The organism is Providencia heimbachae ATCC 35613, assembly GCF_001655055.1.
GTDB lineage: Bacteria > Pseudomonadota > Gammaproteobacteria > Enterobacterales > Enterobacteriaceae > Providencia > Providencia heimbachae.
The window spans coordinates 1-15,049 of the sequence record NZ_LXEW01000019.1; the positions used below are offsets into that span (position 1 = coordinate 1).

A 15,049-nucleotide genomic window follows, 5' to 3' on the forward strand; every position below is an offset into this window, starting at 1 on the left:
TGAGACCCTAGCAACGTAGATAACTACGTGACTAGGGCGAATGAGCGTAGCCAACGCCCCTGTAACTCGAAGAATGACGGGGATTAGCCGATGATAATGGACATCATACTCAGTGATGCCGAAACAATTCCCTCGATCGGCGTCGCTATAGGTTCTTCTCCATCCCACGTACCCAATATAGGCAAAATTGGCAAAAAATGTTCAGGTGATGGATTCGATAACTGACCATCTTCTCGCTCTAAGCCATCCGTCAAAGGATGTGGTATTTCATGGCTGCGCAAATTGTCATAAACAAATTGCTCAAATGAAATTGCCCATGGATATGGTTCAGCGTCTGCGTTTTGCCAGTTCATCGCTCTTAGGTTATGAACCACATTACCACTGCCCATAATCAATACCCCTTCTTCTCGCAAAACTGCCAATTTTTGGCCTAATTCATGGTGCCATACAGCAGGCTTTGTACCATCAATACTGAGTTGAATTACTGGGATATCCGCTTTTGGGTACATACGAACTAATATTTCCCATGTCCCATGATCGAGCCCCCACTCCTGTTCATCAAAATGAATAGGTTCTGGCGCAAGTATTTTAGCGACTTTCTTCGCCAACTCGGGTGAGCCTGGCGCAGGATACTGAATTTGGTAAAGTTCATCAGGAAAACCACCAAAATCATGAATTGTTTTTGGTTTTAGCATCGAAGTGACCGCAGTTCCACGTGTATACCAGTGCGCAGAAATCACTAAGATAGCTTTTGGCCGAGGTAATGTTTTACCTAACGTTTCCCATGCTTTCGTGTAAGGATTATCAGCAATTGCATTCATCGGGCTACCGTGGCCGATAAAAATCGCAGGCATTCTATTTAATTGTTCAAAGGTATTCATTGACATGATAGTTCACACTCCACTCAAAACTGATTCTATTATCAGCATACGCTTTTTAACGTAAAATACAGTGGGGTAAAGATGAGTATGATCATCAAAAAAACTGAAAAGGCCACAAAGGTGTGCAACTCTGTGGCCTCGAATTATTTTGTTTTACCCGTCATTCTTCAAGCCGCAGGGTTGTTGACCACGTTCAGCTACCCGGATCACATAGTTTACCTATGTTCATCGGGCTATCTTCACTTGCCGCCTACCTGCATCTCGAATTATTTTGGGTATATATGCGAAACGTCTTTATGCTATCTATTTGAAATATGACGAGGAAAATTCTAGCTCGCTTTCTTTTCGGTTTGTAGACGATAATTGACTAAATCTTCAATCGTAACAACCGTTAAGCCATGCTCTCTTCCGAATGCAACGACATCCGGAGTGCGAGCCATTGAACCATCTTCGTTAGTCAATTCACACAATACACCTGCGGGTTTGAAACCTGCCATCGACGCTAAATCAATTGAAGCTTCTGTATGGCCACGGCGTGCTAATACACCACCTTCACGGCCACGCAATGGGAACACGTGACCTGGGCGATTGATATCAGCTGGTACGGCATTATCAGCAATTGCGGTATGAATGGTTGTGGTTCGGTCAGCGGCTGAAACCCCAGTTGTCACACCTTTTGCTGCCTCAATAGTGACAGTAAATGCGGTTTGATTTTGGCTAGTGTTATTCTCCACCATCATCGGGATATCAAGTTGCTTACGTCGCTCTTCAGTAATACATAAGCAAACAATGCCACTGCTATAACGAATGGTGAAAGCCATTTGCTCAGTTGTCATTGTTTCTGCTGCAAAAATCAGATCGCCTTCATTCTCACGATCTTCATCATCAAGGACAAGAATACCTTTGCCTTGGCGTAATGCTTCAATTGCATTTTCAACACGTTCGATTGGATTACCGAATTCGGAAAGTAGCGTATGATCCATGGTAAAAACCTCTTAAATAGTAATTAACTAGTTACCAGAATCAAGGCAGTCTTAGGAGTACGAGAAATGATGAATAGATAAATAGCCAATAATGCCATTCATAAATTCAGGTATGCAGAACAATATTGCGCCAACTGGCACAAACATGCAGATACAGTTAATTCTCTCCCATCCGGACTATAACCGTCGGCTCCAGATTCACACTGGATCTGCTGACCTTTACCACCAAAATGATAAAGCGCTCGCGGGCTTCATGCGTGATGCATGTTACCGCCGGTGGGGACTTACACCCCGCCCTGAGATAAACGCGATCAATATAACGCCAATAATTAGCCAGTGCAACGATCAAAACCAATATTGGCGAGCGACTCACACTTTTCGTCAATAAAAACAATATGTAAGAAAAGGGGAATTAAAATTTTGCGACTTGAAGTATGACAAAAAAACTTCATCAACGCATATTTCCTAAATAATTCAAGTTGTCGCAAGGCGGCAAGGGAAGATAACCCTAGGAGCATACACAAGTCTGTGACTAGGGTAGCTGAGCGCAGCTAACGCAGCAACGACTTGAAGTATGACAAAAAAACTTCATCAACGCATATTTCCTAAATAATTCAAGTTGTAGCAAGGCAGCAAGGGAAGATAACCCTAGGAGCATACACAAGTATGTGACTAGGGTAGCTAACGCAGCAACGGCTTGAAGTATGACGGAAATAAAGAGGTTTATTCATTGCCCTGCAAGTATTACACTACAAGCAACTATTTTTCCTAAAATTTAAGGGCCCGCGAAATGCTCGATCCGAAAAAACTTGAACAAGTAGCACGTCAAATCCAAGGTGCTTTACCACAAGGTGTCCGTGATTTAGGTGAAGACTTTGATAAAAAGCTACGCTCGCTTTTACAATCACAACTTGGCAAATTAGATTTAGTCAGCCGTGAAGAATTTGATATTCAGACTCAAGTTTTGCTACGCACTCGCGAAAAACTGATGCAAATGGAACAACGCGTCAGCGCCCTAGAAGCTCGCTTTACTGATGAGAATAGCGCTGAAGAAAAATCCACTGATTGATTTGCAGCCAGACAATCGGGCTCTGATAGAGAATAAAAAGCCTGCTATTCGCAGGCTTTATTAACATTAATAGAATATTGAAAGTCGATTAACTAGTTTTCATAATATTTTTAATGATATTGGTTGTGGAAATACCATCTTCAAAGTTAAGCACTTTCACTTCGCCACCAGCAGCCCATACTTCTGTACTGCCCGCGATATCTTCAGGACGATAATCACCCCCTTTCACTAGGATATCAGGCAAAACTTCAGCGATTAAACGTTGGGGCGTATCTTCTTCAAATGGCACAACCCAATCAACAGCACCTAATGCACCCAGTACGATCATTCGTTGCTCTAATGGGTTAACAGGACGTGTTTCCCCTTTTAAGCGACGAGTGGATGCATCACTATTTACCGCAACAATGAGCCGATCCCCAAGCTTACGTGCATTTGCGAGATACGATACATGGCCTGCATGCAAAATATCAAAACAGCCATTGGTCATAACAACACGCTCACCACGCTGCCTTGCATTCGCGACGGCTTGTTTTAATTGGCTTTCACTCATTACACCAAAGCCAGTGTCTGCTCGCCCACGGATAGCGTTTTCTAATTCAATTGGTGAAACGGTTGAAGTACCAAGCTTACCAACCACGACACCCGCAGCTGCGTTGGCTAATGCACAAGCTTCATGTAATGGACGACCTGATGCGATTGACGCTGCTAATACACCAATAACGGTATCCCCCGCCCCCGTCACATCAAACACTTCTTGCGCTTGGGTCGGTAAATGTAAAGGAGCTTCATCACGACGAATCAAGCTCATGCCTTGTTCCGAGCGAGTGATCAGTAACGCGGTAAGATCCAAGGTTTTAAGCAATTGCATGCCTTTTTCTTCAACATCTTGGTTATCTTTACAGCGACCGACAACAGCTTCGAATTCTGACATGTTAGGTGTCAGCAATGTTGCACCACGATAACGTTCGAAATTATTGCCTTTCGGGTCGATCAAAACCGGTACTCCGGCTTTATTGGCAAGTGCAATCATTTTCTCGACGTGGGTCAGTGCCCCTTTTGCATAATCAGAAAGCACCAGCGCGCCAATATGTGGCAAAGCTTGCTCGATACGTTCTAAGACAGGTTGAACATCAACATTTTCAAAACCTTCTTCAAAATCGAGGCGAATAAGTTGCTGATTACGAGACAAAACACGTAATTTTGTAATCGTTGGATGAGTTGGAATAGCCACAAAATCACAACGGACTTTAACGGTATTTAAGTTCTCTGTCAGAGCTTTAGCTGCATCATCAATACCCGTTAGCCCAACAAGGCGAGAATTTGCACCTAATGATGCAATATTCATTGCCACGTTAGCTGCGCCACCGGGACGCTCTTCAACCATAGTGACTTTCACAACCGGAACCGGAGCTTCAGGTGAAATTCGATTTGTAGGGCCATGCCAGTAGCGGTCTAACATGACATCACCCACCACTAATACACCTGCTTGCTTATAATCAGGAAGTGTTACTTTCATCCCGTGCTCCAGTTTTTAAAAAGAAATCTGATAATCATTGATACCAATACTAGCATATTGCATCGCATCAGCTAAATAATTCAGATCGGGCTATTTTCCCTATAATTCAAATTACTGTGAACAGATATGATACAACTAAAGAGTGTTACCTAGATAATGCTCCCAGCTATCGAGTACCTGTTTTCGCTCACTTGAAAAACGGCTAATATCAACTCGGCTTGGTAACGACTGCAATGCAAGATGATGTAACTCATCACGCATCGTCACATAGGTTTCGGTTAATGCATTTGCTTCGGATTCTGGCATAAAGTCATACTGAGCTATCAGCTCAAAAATACGTACATTATCCGACCAACGAGTAAGTACATCATTTTGTGATGAAAAACGTAACACTAAATACTGTGCAATAAACTCAATATCCGTGATACCACCGGGGTCTGTTTTTAGATCAAACTGGGTAATTTCATGACTACCAAGGTGTTGATGCATTTTTAAGCGCATATCGCGGACTTGCTGGCGTAGTAATTCTGGGTCACGTTCAATGCATAACGTTTCATGACGAATTTGTGCAAATTTTTGCTGTAACTCTGCGTCACCAAATACCATGCGAGCTCGAATAAGGGCTTGATGCTCCCATGTCCATGCATCTTTTTTCTGATATTCATCAAAAGACTGAATCGTGCTGACCAGCATGCCTGATTCACCTGATGGCCTTAAGCGGGCATCCACTTCATACAAAACGCCAGAGGTCGTTCGCGTGCTGAAAAGATGAATAATCCGCTGAGCAACACGCAAATAGAATTGCCATGCATCAATGGAGCGCTCGCCATTGGTCATCACATTCATCGGGCAATCAAACAAAAAAACCAAATCAAGATCGGAACTGTATCCAAGTTCCCAGCCGCCAAGCTTCCCATAACCCAAGACGGCAAAACCGTATTGTTTTTCATCTTGCTGTAATAAATGAGCGGGTTCACCATAACGTTTCACCACCTTTTGCCAAGCTTGGTGTACCACTGCATCAATAATAGCTTCGGCGAGATAAGTTAAGTGATCGCTCACTTTCATCACAGGCAAAATGCCCGAAATATCTTCAGCGGCTATACGTAATAATTGGGCTTGTTTAAATTGACGAAGTGCTTCAAGTTGCTGTTCTTCATCATCTTCAGGCACTCGCATTAAATATTGGCGCAATTCATCACGATAAGCAGTTAAAGGCAGAGGCTGGTAGAGGGATTGCGGATCGAGTAATTCATCTAACAATAAAGGATGACGAGCCAATTGCTCCGCTATCATCGGCGATGCCGCACATAAGCGAATAACGTGTGTTAAGACTTCATCAAATTCGAGCATAAGCTCAAGGTATGTGGTTCTACTCACGATGCTAAGCAATAATGGCGTCATACGCTCAATAACTTGCCCTGCATCTTCCCGCTCACCGACTTTAGCTAATAATTTTGGCATTAAATCATCAAGGACATCGCGCCCTCTAGGACCAATGGTGCGCTTATTTAAGTCATGGCGAAACATCAAAATAGCGTGAATAATTTTTTGCGCAATTGCTTCACTATTTGAAGGCAAGTAATGGGCTAATTCTTCTTTAGATAATTCACTTTGCCATAAGGTAATGTAAATTTCGTCAAGTTCACCGGTTGTATCCTCATCATCATCCTGACCAATTTGTTCCGTAAAAATATGATGAACCGCAGTCATTTTTTGCGCTAATACACAGTGAAAATCTAACCAACTCGCAAACCCCATCCCCCATGCTAAACGGGCTTGATTAAGGGTATCGTCGGGTAGTGTTTGAGTTTGTTGGTCGTCGATACTTTGCAATAAATTTTCTATGCGCCGTAAAAAAAGATAGCTTTCTTCTAGCGTATCGACTTGTTCTATCGGCAATAAAGCCAACTCGCGAATGCCTTGAAAAGTTAAAAATAAAGATTGTGACTGCAGCGCGGGCTCTCGACCACCGCGAATGAGTTGAAATACTTGCGAAATAAACTCAATTTCACGAATACCACCGGCGCCTAGCTTAATATTATTCACTAAACCACGGCGTCTAACTTCCCGTTCAATCATATTTTTCATATTGCGCAGTGATTGGATCACACTGAAATCAATATAGCGACGATAAACAAACGGACGCAGTAATTTACGCAGCGTGTCGGCATAATTTAGGCTGTCGGGACCCATAATGCGGGCTTTCACCATCGCATAGCGTTCCCAATCGCGTCCTTGTTCTTGATAGTAATCTTCAAGCGCTGAAAAACTAAAGACCAACGGACCGCTATCACCAAAAGGACGCAAGCGCATGTCGACCCGATAGACAAAACCATGAACTGTCACTTGGTCAAGAACACGAATTAATTTTTGCCCTAAGCGAGTAAAAAATTGTGCATTGTCTAGCGCTTTACGACCCCCTTTTGTCACCCCATTTTCAGGGTAAGCAAAAATCAAATCGATATCGGATGAAAAATTCAGCTCTCGCCCACCTAATTTTCCCATCCCAAGCACGAGTAAAGGCTGTGGATTCCCCTCGCTATCACAAGGAGTACCCCATGAATGACAACACTCTTTGTACAACCAATTTCTTGCCGCCACAATCAAGCTTTCAGCAAGCTCACTAAGTTGTAAAATAGTCTCTTTTTGTGTGCAAAGTGCTAAAAACTGCATCCATGCCGCGCGTACTAACATTTGATGGCGAAAAGTGCGCAATACCTGCATAAGATGTTCTTCATTGGTTACCGATGAAATATCCTTTGCCAACCAATCTGCATAATGTCGCCACTCATCAGGCTTCGGCACTAAAACGCGAATATTCTCTAAAAATCGAGAGTGTGCTAAAACCTGCTTAAGTGAAAAGTCACTAAATGCCAAAAATTGAATTTCTTGCTCACTCAGTGGCAGTAAATCGCTCCCTTGCTCAGTTAGCTGACTTAAAACTCGCTCACGTTGAATTTGCAGATAATCAGGAAAAGGATGCATATCATCAAACCTTATTGAACATCAGAATACGTTAAAGCGGTTAACCACTGAATAAAGGCTAATTTGCACTTTAACCACTGGCTACTGTAGCAAAATGTATCCGCACTGATAGTTTCATTGGCAATATCCAAGCGCAGTTGTTCAAGGGGAGTATCGTGAACGAAATGAGGGGCTGAATTTTGATAGTGAACTAAAAATGCCTGTACAAATCGTAAAAACTCACTAAAACCTTGGCGTGCACCCTTACCATCAGCTAACCAATATTCTTCATGCTGCTGACACAATAATTGCATGTGAGTTAACGATTTTTCAATCGGTTGTTGCTCATAATCAAATACAGATTCAGGTTGAATTAACGGTAGTTTTTCAGGTTCAAGTAACGAATAACCTCTCGCCGCTTTACTCGTTGATGAAAGATGTAAGCCGTCAATATCTGCAAATTTTTTAGCCAGATTCAGGACATCAGCGACAAACCCTTTTTTCAATTCCAGCTCAAACTCTTGAATAGGAAGATCTTTTGAGCCGGCTGAAATTTCACCTTGATCAAAAACAATTTCAATTTCGCTATCTTCAAATGTGGTTATCCATTTTTCACGGGTAAAATGGGTACTAAAAAGGACTTCTAGCTCAGATTGTAACTGTGCAAGATCAGTCCCTTTCGGCCAAATATCTTCAGGAAAGGCCAATAAATTCAACTCAGGGGAATCTATATCAACATTATATTCAGGTCTTTGGTGTAATCCACCAATTGCTTGTCCAGCTGTTTTGATGGTCATTTCATAACGACCATCAAAACCACGGATCCGAAGCCCCATATCCCATTGTCGCAGTTGTCTTTGTGGCGTATCGAAGTAAATATTTGTCAGTTTACTCGGTTCGACGTGCTGATGAGAAAGTGTTGTTATACACTGGCGGACAGCATCGATAGCGGAACTCTTTACTGCCAGTTTGAGTTCGACTTCTATGTGGCTCATACGTATCCTTATTTGATAATATCACTGTGTTCATATTACCCCAATCCACAGTGGCAGAGAAAAGAAACCGCACAGAAACCAAAAATTCTACACATTGAGTTTCTTTTAGATGGTTATATCAAATAAAACACAAAAAAATACATAATTTAGTGAGTTCAGATAGTTCTCATTCTTGTTTCGCTAGCGGACGCGTCCATGTTTAACGTTTGCACATGGACTGTTTACTCATTAGTATTTAATTAATATCACATTCATTCACCACACACAGAAAGATAATAGACACCATGCGAAAAATTCCATTATTACTAATTTCAATCATGGGGCTAGGCCTATCCGTTAGCGCTCAAGCGGCAGAAAAACGTTATGTATCCGATGACTTATCAACTTATGTACATAGCGGTCCTGGGACTAAATATCGCATAGTCGGGACTCTTAATGCAGGCGAACCCGTTGAATTAATCTCAACGGACAGCCAATTTGCACAAGTCAAAGATGAAAAAGGTAGAACTGTTTGGTTACCTGTTGAGCAATTAAGCAACGTGCCTAGCATGAAAACCAGAATTCCTGAACTTGAAGCAGAAAATCAAAAACTTCGTCAGCAATTAGATAATATCGATAACACATGGAATACCCGTACTGCTGACATGCAACAACGTGTTGCCGATAACGACAGCATCGTGAGTCAGCTAAAAGCTGAGAATGAAAAACTCAAAAATGAATTGATTAAGTCAGGCAAAAAATTAGATATCGCAGAAGTTAACCTCGATGACCGTCGCCGTGAGCTTATTTTACAATGGTTTATGTATGGTGGTGGTGTTGCAGGTGCCGGTCTTATTTTCGGCTTGATTTTACCGCATCTTATTCCGCGCCGTAAAAAACGTAATGATCGTTGGATGAATTGAGACAATTACCATGAAAGTCTATCTCGTTGGTGGTGCTGTGCGTGACCAACTGCTTGGTTTGCCTATCTCAGACAGAGATTATGTGGTTGTTGGTACAACGCCAGAATCAATGCTAGCGCAAGGTTTTCAACAGGTAGGGAAGGATTTCCCCGTTTTTTTACATCCGAAAACCCATGAAGAATATGCCTTAGCAAGAACTGAACGTAAGACAGGTTCAGGCTATACCGGGTTTAGCTGTTACAGTGCGCCAGATGTCACCATTGAAGATGATTTATTACGCCGTGACCTGACTATCAATGCCATTGCTCAAGATGATAGCGGTTTCCTCGTTGACCCCCACCGTGGGGTCGATGACTTAAACAATCGGATACTGCGCCATGTTTCTGCGGCTTTTGCCGAAGATCCGTTGCGCGTCTTACGCGTTGCTCGTTTTGCTGCTCGCTATTATGAACAGGGTTTTCGTATTGCCCCCGAAACTCTAAAATTAATGCAGTCGATGGCAATTTCAGGCGAATTATCTCATTTAACGGCAGAGCGAGTCTGGACTGAAACACAGAAAGCATTAATGTCACACTCGCCACAAGTCTACTTCGATGTTTTACGCCAATGCGGTGCTCTTGTGATCCTCTTTCCTGAAATCGATCATTTATTTGGCGTTCCTGCCCCCGAAAAATGGCACCCTGAAATTGATACAGGCATTCATACCCTGATGGTGATGTCGATGGTTGCGACTTTATCGGACGATGTTGATGTTCGCTTTGCGGCTCTGTGCCACGATGTCGGTAAGGGGCTAACGCCTAAAGAAGTTTGGCCTAGCCATCCCAATCACGGAGAAGCAGGAATACCTTTAATTGAGCAGCTTTGTGAACGCTTAAAAGTACCGACAAGCGCTCGCGATTTGGCGCGTCTTGTGGCTCGCTATCATGATAAAATTCATATTATTGATAAGTTAAGTGCAGCCAGCTTAATTCAAATTTTTGATGGATTAGATAGTTGGCGTAAACCCGAACGTATTTTACAGCTAAGCATTGTCAGTGAAGCGGATGCTCGAGGAAGAAAAGGACTAGAACAACAGCCTTATCCACAAGCCGAGTTTTTAAGACAAGCGTTTGCAATAGCACAAAAAGTGAGTGTAAAACCGATCGTGGAACAAGGCTTCCAAGGCCCGCTAATTCGCGAAGAACTCACTCGTCAACGAATTAATTGTCTGGCTGATTGGCAAAAACAGCAATCTATTTTAGTCATAAAACAATAAAGACGAATGAGACAGGCGGCACAGCACCGCCTGTCATCTTTTAGACGGTTTTATTACCTCTTTCGATAATTACCCCGACTTGAAGCGCCTGTGGTATCGCACCCGGCTTAGCCACTTTAATTCGTACCCAAGGACATTCGAAATCATTGAGTAAAAGCTGCGCGACTTCTTCAGCGACGCGTTCAACTAAAGCAAATTTATTTTGACTGACATGAGCAATAATCGCGTTACTAACCTTTGAATAATCTAAGCAGAATTCAACATTATCGCTCATTGACGCGCCTTTATTATCCCATCCCATTTCGATATCGAACACTAATTTTTGTTCAATACCTTGTTCCCAGTCATATACACCAATCGTGGTGATGATTGATAATTGTTCAATAAATACGATATCCATCACGTCATTTTCTCGTTTATGTGCTGAATTGATACCACTTCTGGAAAAATATGCGTATTATCCAAGATAGAAGTGAATACTAATATATACCCCAAATAGTTCGAGCTATATCCAGTTCGAAATATAATGGGTGTATGCCTTAACCGTTTGGAGTTAGCTATGAGTGCAATCGCGCTTGGCATGATAATCTTCGCCTACCTTTGTGGATCAGTATCCAGTGCAATACTCATCTGCCGTTTGGCGAGACTACCCGATCCTCGTCAGCACGGCTCTGGTAACCCCGGTGCAACCAACGTATTACGCGTTGGCGGTAAAGTTGCCGCTGCCGCAGTACTTATTTGCGACGTTTTAAAAGGGATGATCCCAGTTTGGCTTGCTTATTATTTAAATGTGCAACCATTCTATCTTGGCTTTGTCGCAATTGCAGCCTGCCTGGGACATATTTATCCTGTTTTCTTTCGCTTTAAAGGCGGAAAAGGGGTAGCAACCGCATTTGGTTCAATCGCTGCGATTGGTTGGGATCTCTCTGGGCTTATTGCGGGGACATGGTTATTAACGGTGCTTCTTAGTGGTTATTCATCCCTAGGCGCGATCGTGAGTGCCTTACTTGCCCCATTTTACGTTTGGTGGTTTAAGCCTGAATTTACCTTTCCCGTCGCCATGCTTTCATGCTTAGTACTTGTTCGTCATCACGGCAATATACAGCGCCTATGGCGAGGTCAAGAAAGTCGTATTTGGCAAAAATTAAAAAATAGAAAACAAAAAACACCAAAAGAAATCGCGCAAGAAACTAAAGAGCAAGAACAAGACGATTAACGGATAAGCTAGGCTGAGAAATCAGCCTTTTTTACGCATTTTTTCTTACCCCTTCCATACTCTCATCACCAAAATCTTACCTCTAAATATCAAAAGCGTTATATCTGCACTTAAAAGTGTATTAGTAGCGAATTGTGCTACTGGCATGATTAACCGCTGCTAGCGCACATTTTTAACAAAAAGTTAAATTATTGCAAAATTATTACTAATGAATATTTAAAAACTGTCGACTATATAAAGGAAAACTTAACTATAAAAATGGTAATAACATGCGCGAAATCCCTTATATCACTCAAAATGAACATATCTTAGACGAAAGCATTACACTAATGACGACTAGCGATCTTCAAGGAAACATCACTCAAACTAATGATTTCTTTGTCCAAGTTAGTGGCTATGATTTAGATGAATTGCTACAAAAACCTCACAATATTATTCGCCACCCTGATATGCCCAGAGAAGCATTTGCCGATATGTGGTCCACACTGAAAAAAGGTGAACCTTGGACGGGAATTGTCAAAAATAGGCGTAAAAATGGTGACCACTATTGGGTAAGAGCTAATATTATTCCAATGGAAAGGCAAGGCGTCATTACGGGATACATGTCGATTAGAATCAGGGCAACTCGCCAAGAAATAGCGGCGGTTGAATCCCTATATGCCGCGATGAGTAAGAATAGCTGCAAACAAAAAATTCAAAAAGGAATTTTGTTAGCAAAAAATAGATTATTCCACTATTCAACCCTATCTACCCGCTGGCGGATCCGTTTATTAACTAGCCTATTGTTTGCAGTTTGGATGGCAATGGCATTCTTAGTTGGCTTACGTGAAATGCCACTTTTAATCTCAAGCCTTTGCACATTTTTCACCCTCGTATTCGGTAATTTTTTACTTGAACGAACAATTGCAAAACCTATCGAAAATATAACCGCACAAGCGCTCGATATCGCGAGAGGAGAGCGTAACAGCGTTAAGCACATGAATAGAGTAGACGAAATTGGTTTATTATTACGTGCAATTGGCCAGTTAGGCTTAATTTGCCGCTGGCTTATTAACGATGTTTCGGAACAAATTGATAATGTCCGCAAAGGCAGTGAATCTATCGTCGATGATTGTGGGAAGCTTGATGAGCACACCCTGAAAACAGTCGGCTATATGCAACAAACTGTAGCAACCATGAACCAAATGGCGGTATCCGTAAAAATGAATGCGGACAACACCACGCAAGTCGATAAGCTTTCAAATGAAACCAGTGAAACCGCCGTTAGTGGTGGAGCCATTATGGATGCGGTAGTCAATACGATGGATGAAATCGTGCATAGCACCAGTAAAATTAATTCGATTACTGATGTAATTAAAGATATCGCTTTCCAAACCAATATATTAGCACTCAATGCTGCCGTTGAGGCTGCTAGAGCAGGAGAGCAAGGAAAAGGTTTTGCCGTTGTTGCTAATGAAGTTCGTAGTCTTGCAAGCCGAAGTGCCAGTGCCGTGAATGATATTAGAGAGCTGATAAATGACTGTGAGAAAAAAGTAAATTCAGGCAAGGTTCAGGTGAATACCGCAGGAAGGACGATGAAAGATATTGTTGATCAAGTGCAGAATGTCACTCAATTGATTTCGCATATTAGCCATGCAACATCGGAGCAAGCCATAGGCTTGTCTGACATCACTCAAGCTGTGAGTGAGTTAGAATCAATTACACAACAAAGTACCCTGCTAGTTGAGCAAAGCACCGAAACATCCAATATGGTTAGAAACCGTTCTATTCGATTGGAAGATGCAGTCACTATTTTACACTAAACTGATAGATAGAATAAAGGGCTGAACAATCAGCCCTTTATTGGAATTTTTGTTATTATTTAGGCTCAAGTGGTGGCAATTCCGCTAACGGCCAACGCGGTCGGACTGTCACAGCTAACCCGGTTGTCGAGCCCCCTTTAAGCCGGATCAGTCCAGCTAAAGCGATCATCGCGCCATTGTCTGTACAGAATTCAGGGCGAGCATAAAAGACCTCACCACCACGTTGTTTCAACACAGTTTCCATTTTGGCGCGCAGTGCACGGTTAGCACTCACGCCGCCCGCCATCACTAAACGATTAAAACCTGTTTGCTCTAAGGCTCGTTTGCATTTGATTGCTAAGGTATCAACCACCGCATCTTCAAACGCTCTTGCAATATCAGCGCGAGTTTGTTCATCATCAGCATTATTACGAATAGTATTAGCGGCGAAAGTTTTTAATCCTGAGAAACTAAAATCAAGCCCTGGTCTATCCGTCATCGGTCTTGGGAAAATGAAACGACCTTCAACACCTTGCTGTGCCATACGTGATAATACAGGCCCTCCGGGGTAATCTAACCCAAGAAGTTTTGCCGTTTTGTCAAAGGCTTCACCTGCCGCATCATCTATCGACTCACCAAGTAACACATATTCACCGATCCCCGTCACGCTAATTAACTGGGTATGCCCCCCCGAAACTAACAGTGCGACAAACGGAAATTCGGGGCTTTTCTCTTCAAGCATCGGCGCTAATAAATGGCCTTCCATGTGATGAACAGCAACTGCCGGTACATTCCAAGCAAATGCTAAAGAACGCCCTACTGTTGCCCCAACCATTAATGCACCTACTAGGCCAGGGCCTGCTGTATATGCAACGGCATCAATGTCTTCGCTCGTCAAATTCGCTTCTTTTAGCGCCGCTTGAATCAAAGGCACTGTTTTACGAATATGATCGCGAGAAGCTAGCTCAGGCACGACACCACCGTAGTCAGCATGAACTTTAATTTGGCTGTATAGTTGGTTAGCTAATAGACCCTGTTGATCATCATAGATTGCGATACCAGTTTCATCGCAAGATGTTTCAATACCTAAAACGCGCATTGCCCTACCCTTGTTTATTGCATGGCAGTAAGTTATGACTAAATTTATTCAGTTAGACTCAGGAGATTCAAGGTGCATACTCATACTGTAGTAAAGTAAATTACACAATATTTTCACTCGCGATGTATTCATCAACAGCAGGCAACCCGAAGACTGACGAGTCTATCACTAAATTCGCATTATCGTGTAATTTATGTTGGCAAAAGGCTGACTTTCCTTACTGTATAGTCTATAATCAACCTCCTGTAATAAAAATTTCGTGTGGCTAATTCTCATTATTATCTGGTTTTGCTTGCTTTTTCATCATCGCAATCACAAAACAGCTAATTTTATGTGATTCAATTTTATACGGCACTTTACAAACCCGTACTCATTGAAGTAAAAT

12 protein-coding genes and 1 riboswitch are annotated in these 15,049 nt (G+C 42.4%); of the genes, 5 read left to right on the forward strand and 7 right to left on the reverse strand.

Annotated features, from left to right (window positions below; genetic code table 11):
* Nucleotides 1-83: 83 nt before the first annotated feature.
* Both ygiD and ribB read right to left on the reverse strand, forming a co-directional pair.
* Complete coding sequence (gene ygiD, locus M998_RS06520) at nucleotides 84-881, reverse strand: 4,5-DOPA-extradiol-dioxygenase (RefSeq protein WP_068441710.1); 798 nt, start codon at nucleotides 879-881, stop codon at nucleotides 84-86.
* Nucleotides 882-1,210: 329 nt separating this feature from the next.
* On the reverse strand, nucleotides 1,211-1,864 hold the full coding sequence (ribB, locus tag M998_RS06525; protein WP_068441093.1) for a 3,4-dihydroxy-2-butanone-4-phosphate synthase: 654 nt from the start codon (nucleotides 1,862-1,864) through the stop codon (nucleotides 1,211-1,213).
* 156 nt (nucleotides 1,865-2,020) lie between these two features.
* Nucleotides 2,021-2,172, reverse strand: a riboswitch (FMN riboswitch).
* A gap of 482 nt (nucleotides 2,173-2,654) precedes the next feature.
* Between ribB and ubiK the strand changes: the two genes are divergently transcribed.
* Entirely contained in the window at nucleotides 2,655-2,933 is a 279-nt protein-coding gene (ubiK, locus tag M998_RS06530) for a ubiquinone biosynthesis accessory factor UbiK (RefSeq protein ID WP_068441089.1), read from the forward strand.
* 88 nt (nucleotides 2,934-3,021) lie between these two features.
* Here the strand turns inward: ubiK and hldE are convergent, their stop codons facing one another.
* The 3 genes from hldE to M998_RS06545 all read right to left on the reverse strand — a co-directional run bounded on the left by hldE (nucleotide 3,022) and on the right by M998_RS06545 (nucleotide 8,411).
* Entirely contained in the window at nucleotides 3,022-4,449 is a 1,428-nt protein-coding gene (gene hldE, locus M998_RS06535; protein WP_068908121.1) for a bifunctional D-glycero-beta-D-manno-heptose-7-phosphate kinase/D-glycero-beta-D-manno-heptose 1-phosphate adenylyltransferase HldE, read from the reverse strand.
* A gap of 135 nt (nucleotides 4,450-4,584) precedes the next feature.
* A complete protein-coding gene (gene glnE / locus M998_RS06540; protein WP_068908122.1) occupies nucleotides 4,585-7,437 on the reverse strand; it encodes a bifunctional [glutamate--ammonia ligase]-adenylyl-L-tyrosine phosphorylase/[glutamate--ammonia-ligase] adenylyltransferase in 2,853 nt (950 codons plus the stop codon).
* Between the two features lie 11 nt (nucleotides 7,438-7,448).
* Nucleotides 7,449-8,411, reverse strand: a complete 963-nt coding sequence (locus M998_RS06545) for a CYTH domain-containing protein (protein ID WP_068441083.1) — start codon at nucleotides 8,409-8,411, stop codon at nucleotides 7,449-7,451.
* A gap of 284 nt (nucleotides 8,412-8,695) precedes the next feature.
* On the opposite strand from M998_RS06545, the gene M998_RS06550 reads away from it, so the two are divergent.
* Nucleotides 8,696-9,313, forward strand: coding sequence for a TIGR04211 family SH3 domain-containing protein (locus tag M998_RS06550; RefSeq protein ID WP_068441080.1), 618 nt, complete (start codon nucleotides 8,696-8,698; stop codon nucleotides 9,311-9,313).
* 10 nt (nucleotides 9,314-9,323) lie between these two features.
* Nucleotides 9,324-10,568 (forward strand): multifunctional CCA addition/repair protein, encoded by a 1,245-nt coding sequence (locus M998_RS06555; protein ID WP_068908124.1) that lies wholly within the window; start codon nucleotides 9,324-9,326, stop codon nucleotides 10,566-10,568.
* A gap of 40 nt (nucleotides 10,569-10,608) precedes the next feature.
* Here the strand turns inward: M998_RS06555 and folB are convergent, their stop codons facing one another.
* The gene (gene folB, locus M998_RS06560) at nucleotides 10,609-10,968 is read right to left on the reverse strand and encodes a bifunctional dihydroneopterin aldolase/7,8-dihydroneopterin epimerase (protein ID WP_068441073.1); all 360 of its coding nucleotides are present in this window, start codon (nucleotides 10,966-10,968) and stop codon (nucleotides 10,609-10,611) included.
* A gap of 159 nt (nucleotides 10,969-11,127) precedes the next feature.
* Here folB and plsY point away from each other — a divergent pair, with 159 nt between their 5' ends.
* Complete coding sequence (gene plsY / locus M998_RS06565) at nucleotides 11,128-11,784, forward strand: glycerol-3-phosphate 1-O-acyltransferase PlsY (RefSeq protein WP_068441072.1); 657 nt, start codon at nucleotides 11,128-11,130, stop codon at nucleotides 11,782-11,784.
* A 269-nt stretch (nucleotides 11,785-12,053) separates the two neighbouring features.
* Complete coding sequence (locus M998_RS06570) at nucleotides 12,054-13,586, forward strand: methyl-accepting chemotaxis protein (RefSeq protein ID WP_068441069.1); 1,533 nt, start codon at nucleotides 12,054-12,056, stop codon at nucleotides 13,584-13,586.
* A 55-nt stretch (nucleotides 13,587-13,641) separates the two neighbouring features.
* Here the strand turns inward: M998_RS06570 and tsaD are convergent, their stop codons facing one another.
* The gene (gene tsaD / locus M998_RS06575) at nucleotides 13,642-14,664 is read right to left on the reverse strand and encodes a tRNA (adenosine(37)-N6)-threonylcarbamoyltransferase complex transferase subunit TsaD (RefSeq protein WP_068441066.1); all 1,023 of its coding nucleotides are present in this window, start codon (nucleotides 14,662-14,664) and stop codon (nucleotides 13,642-13,644) included.
* Nucleotides 14,665-15,049: the final 385 nt, after the last annotated feature.

Coding starts and splice junctions, on each gene's coding strand:
- ygiD (WP_068441710.1), bottom strand. CDS start 881: ATGAATACCTTTGAACAATTAAATAGAATGCCTGCGATTTTTATCGGC.
- ribB (WP_068441093.1), bottom strand. CDS start 1,864: ATGGATCATACGCTACTTTCCGAATTCGGTAATCCAATCGAACGTGTT.
- ubiK (WP_068441089.1), top strand. CDS start 2,655: ATGCTCGATCCGAAAAAACTTGAACAAGTAGCACGTCAAATCCAAGGT.
- hldE (WP_068908121.1), bottom strand. CDS start 4,449: ATGAAAGTAACACTTCCTGATTATAAGCAAGCAGGTGTATTAGTGGTG.
- glnE (WP_068908122.1), bottom strand. CDS start 7,437: ATGCATCCTTTTCCTGATTATCTGCAAATTCAACGTGAGCGAGTTTTA.
- M998_RS06545 (WP_068441083.1), bottom strand. CDS start 8,411: ATGAGCCACATAGAAGTCGAACTCAAACTGGCAGTAAAGAGTTCCGCT.
- M998_RS06550 (WP_068441080.1), top strand. CDS start 8,696: ATGCGAAAAATTCCATTATTACTAATTTCAATCATGGGGCTAGGCCTA.
- M998_RS06555 (WP_068908124.1), top strand. CDS start 9,324: ATGAAAGTCTATCTCGTTGGTGGTGCTGTGCGTGACCAACTGCTTGGT.
- folB (WP_068441073.1), bottom strand. CDS start 10,968: ATGGATATCGTATTTATTGAACAATTATCAATCATCACCACGATTGGT.
- plsY (WP_068441072.1), top strand. CDS start 11,128: ATGAGTGCAATCGCGCTTGGCATGATAATCTTCGCCTACCTTTGTGGA.
- M998_RS06570 (WP_068441069.1), top strand. CDS start 12,054: ATGCGCGAAATCCCTTATATCACTCAAAATGAACATATCTTAGACGAA.
- tsaD (WP_068441066.1), bottom strand. CDS start 14,664: ATGCGCGTTTTAGGTATTGAAACATCTTGCGATGAAACTGGTATCGCA.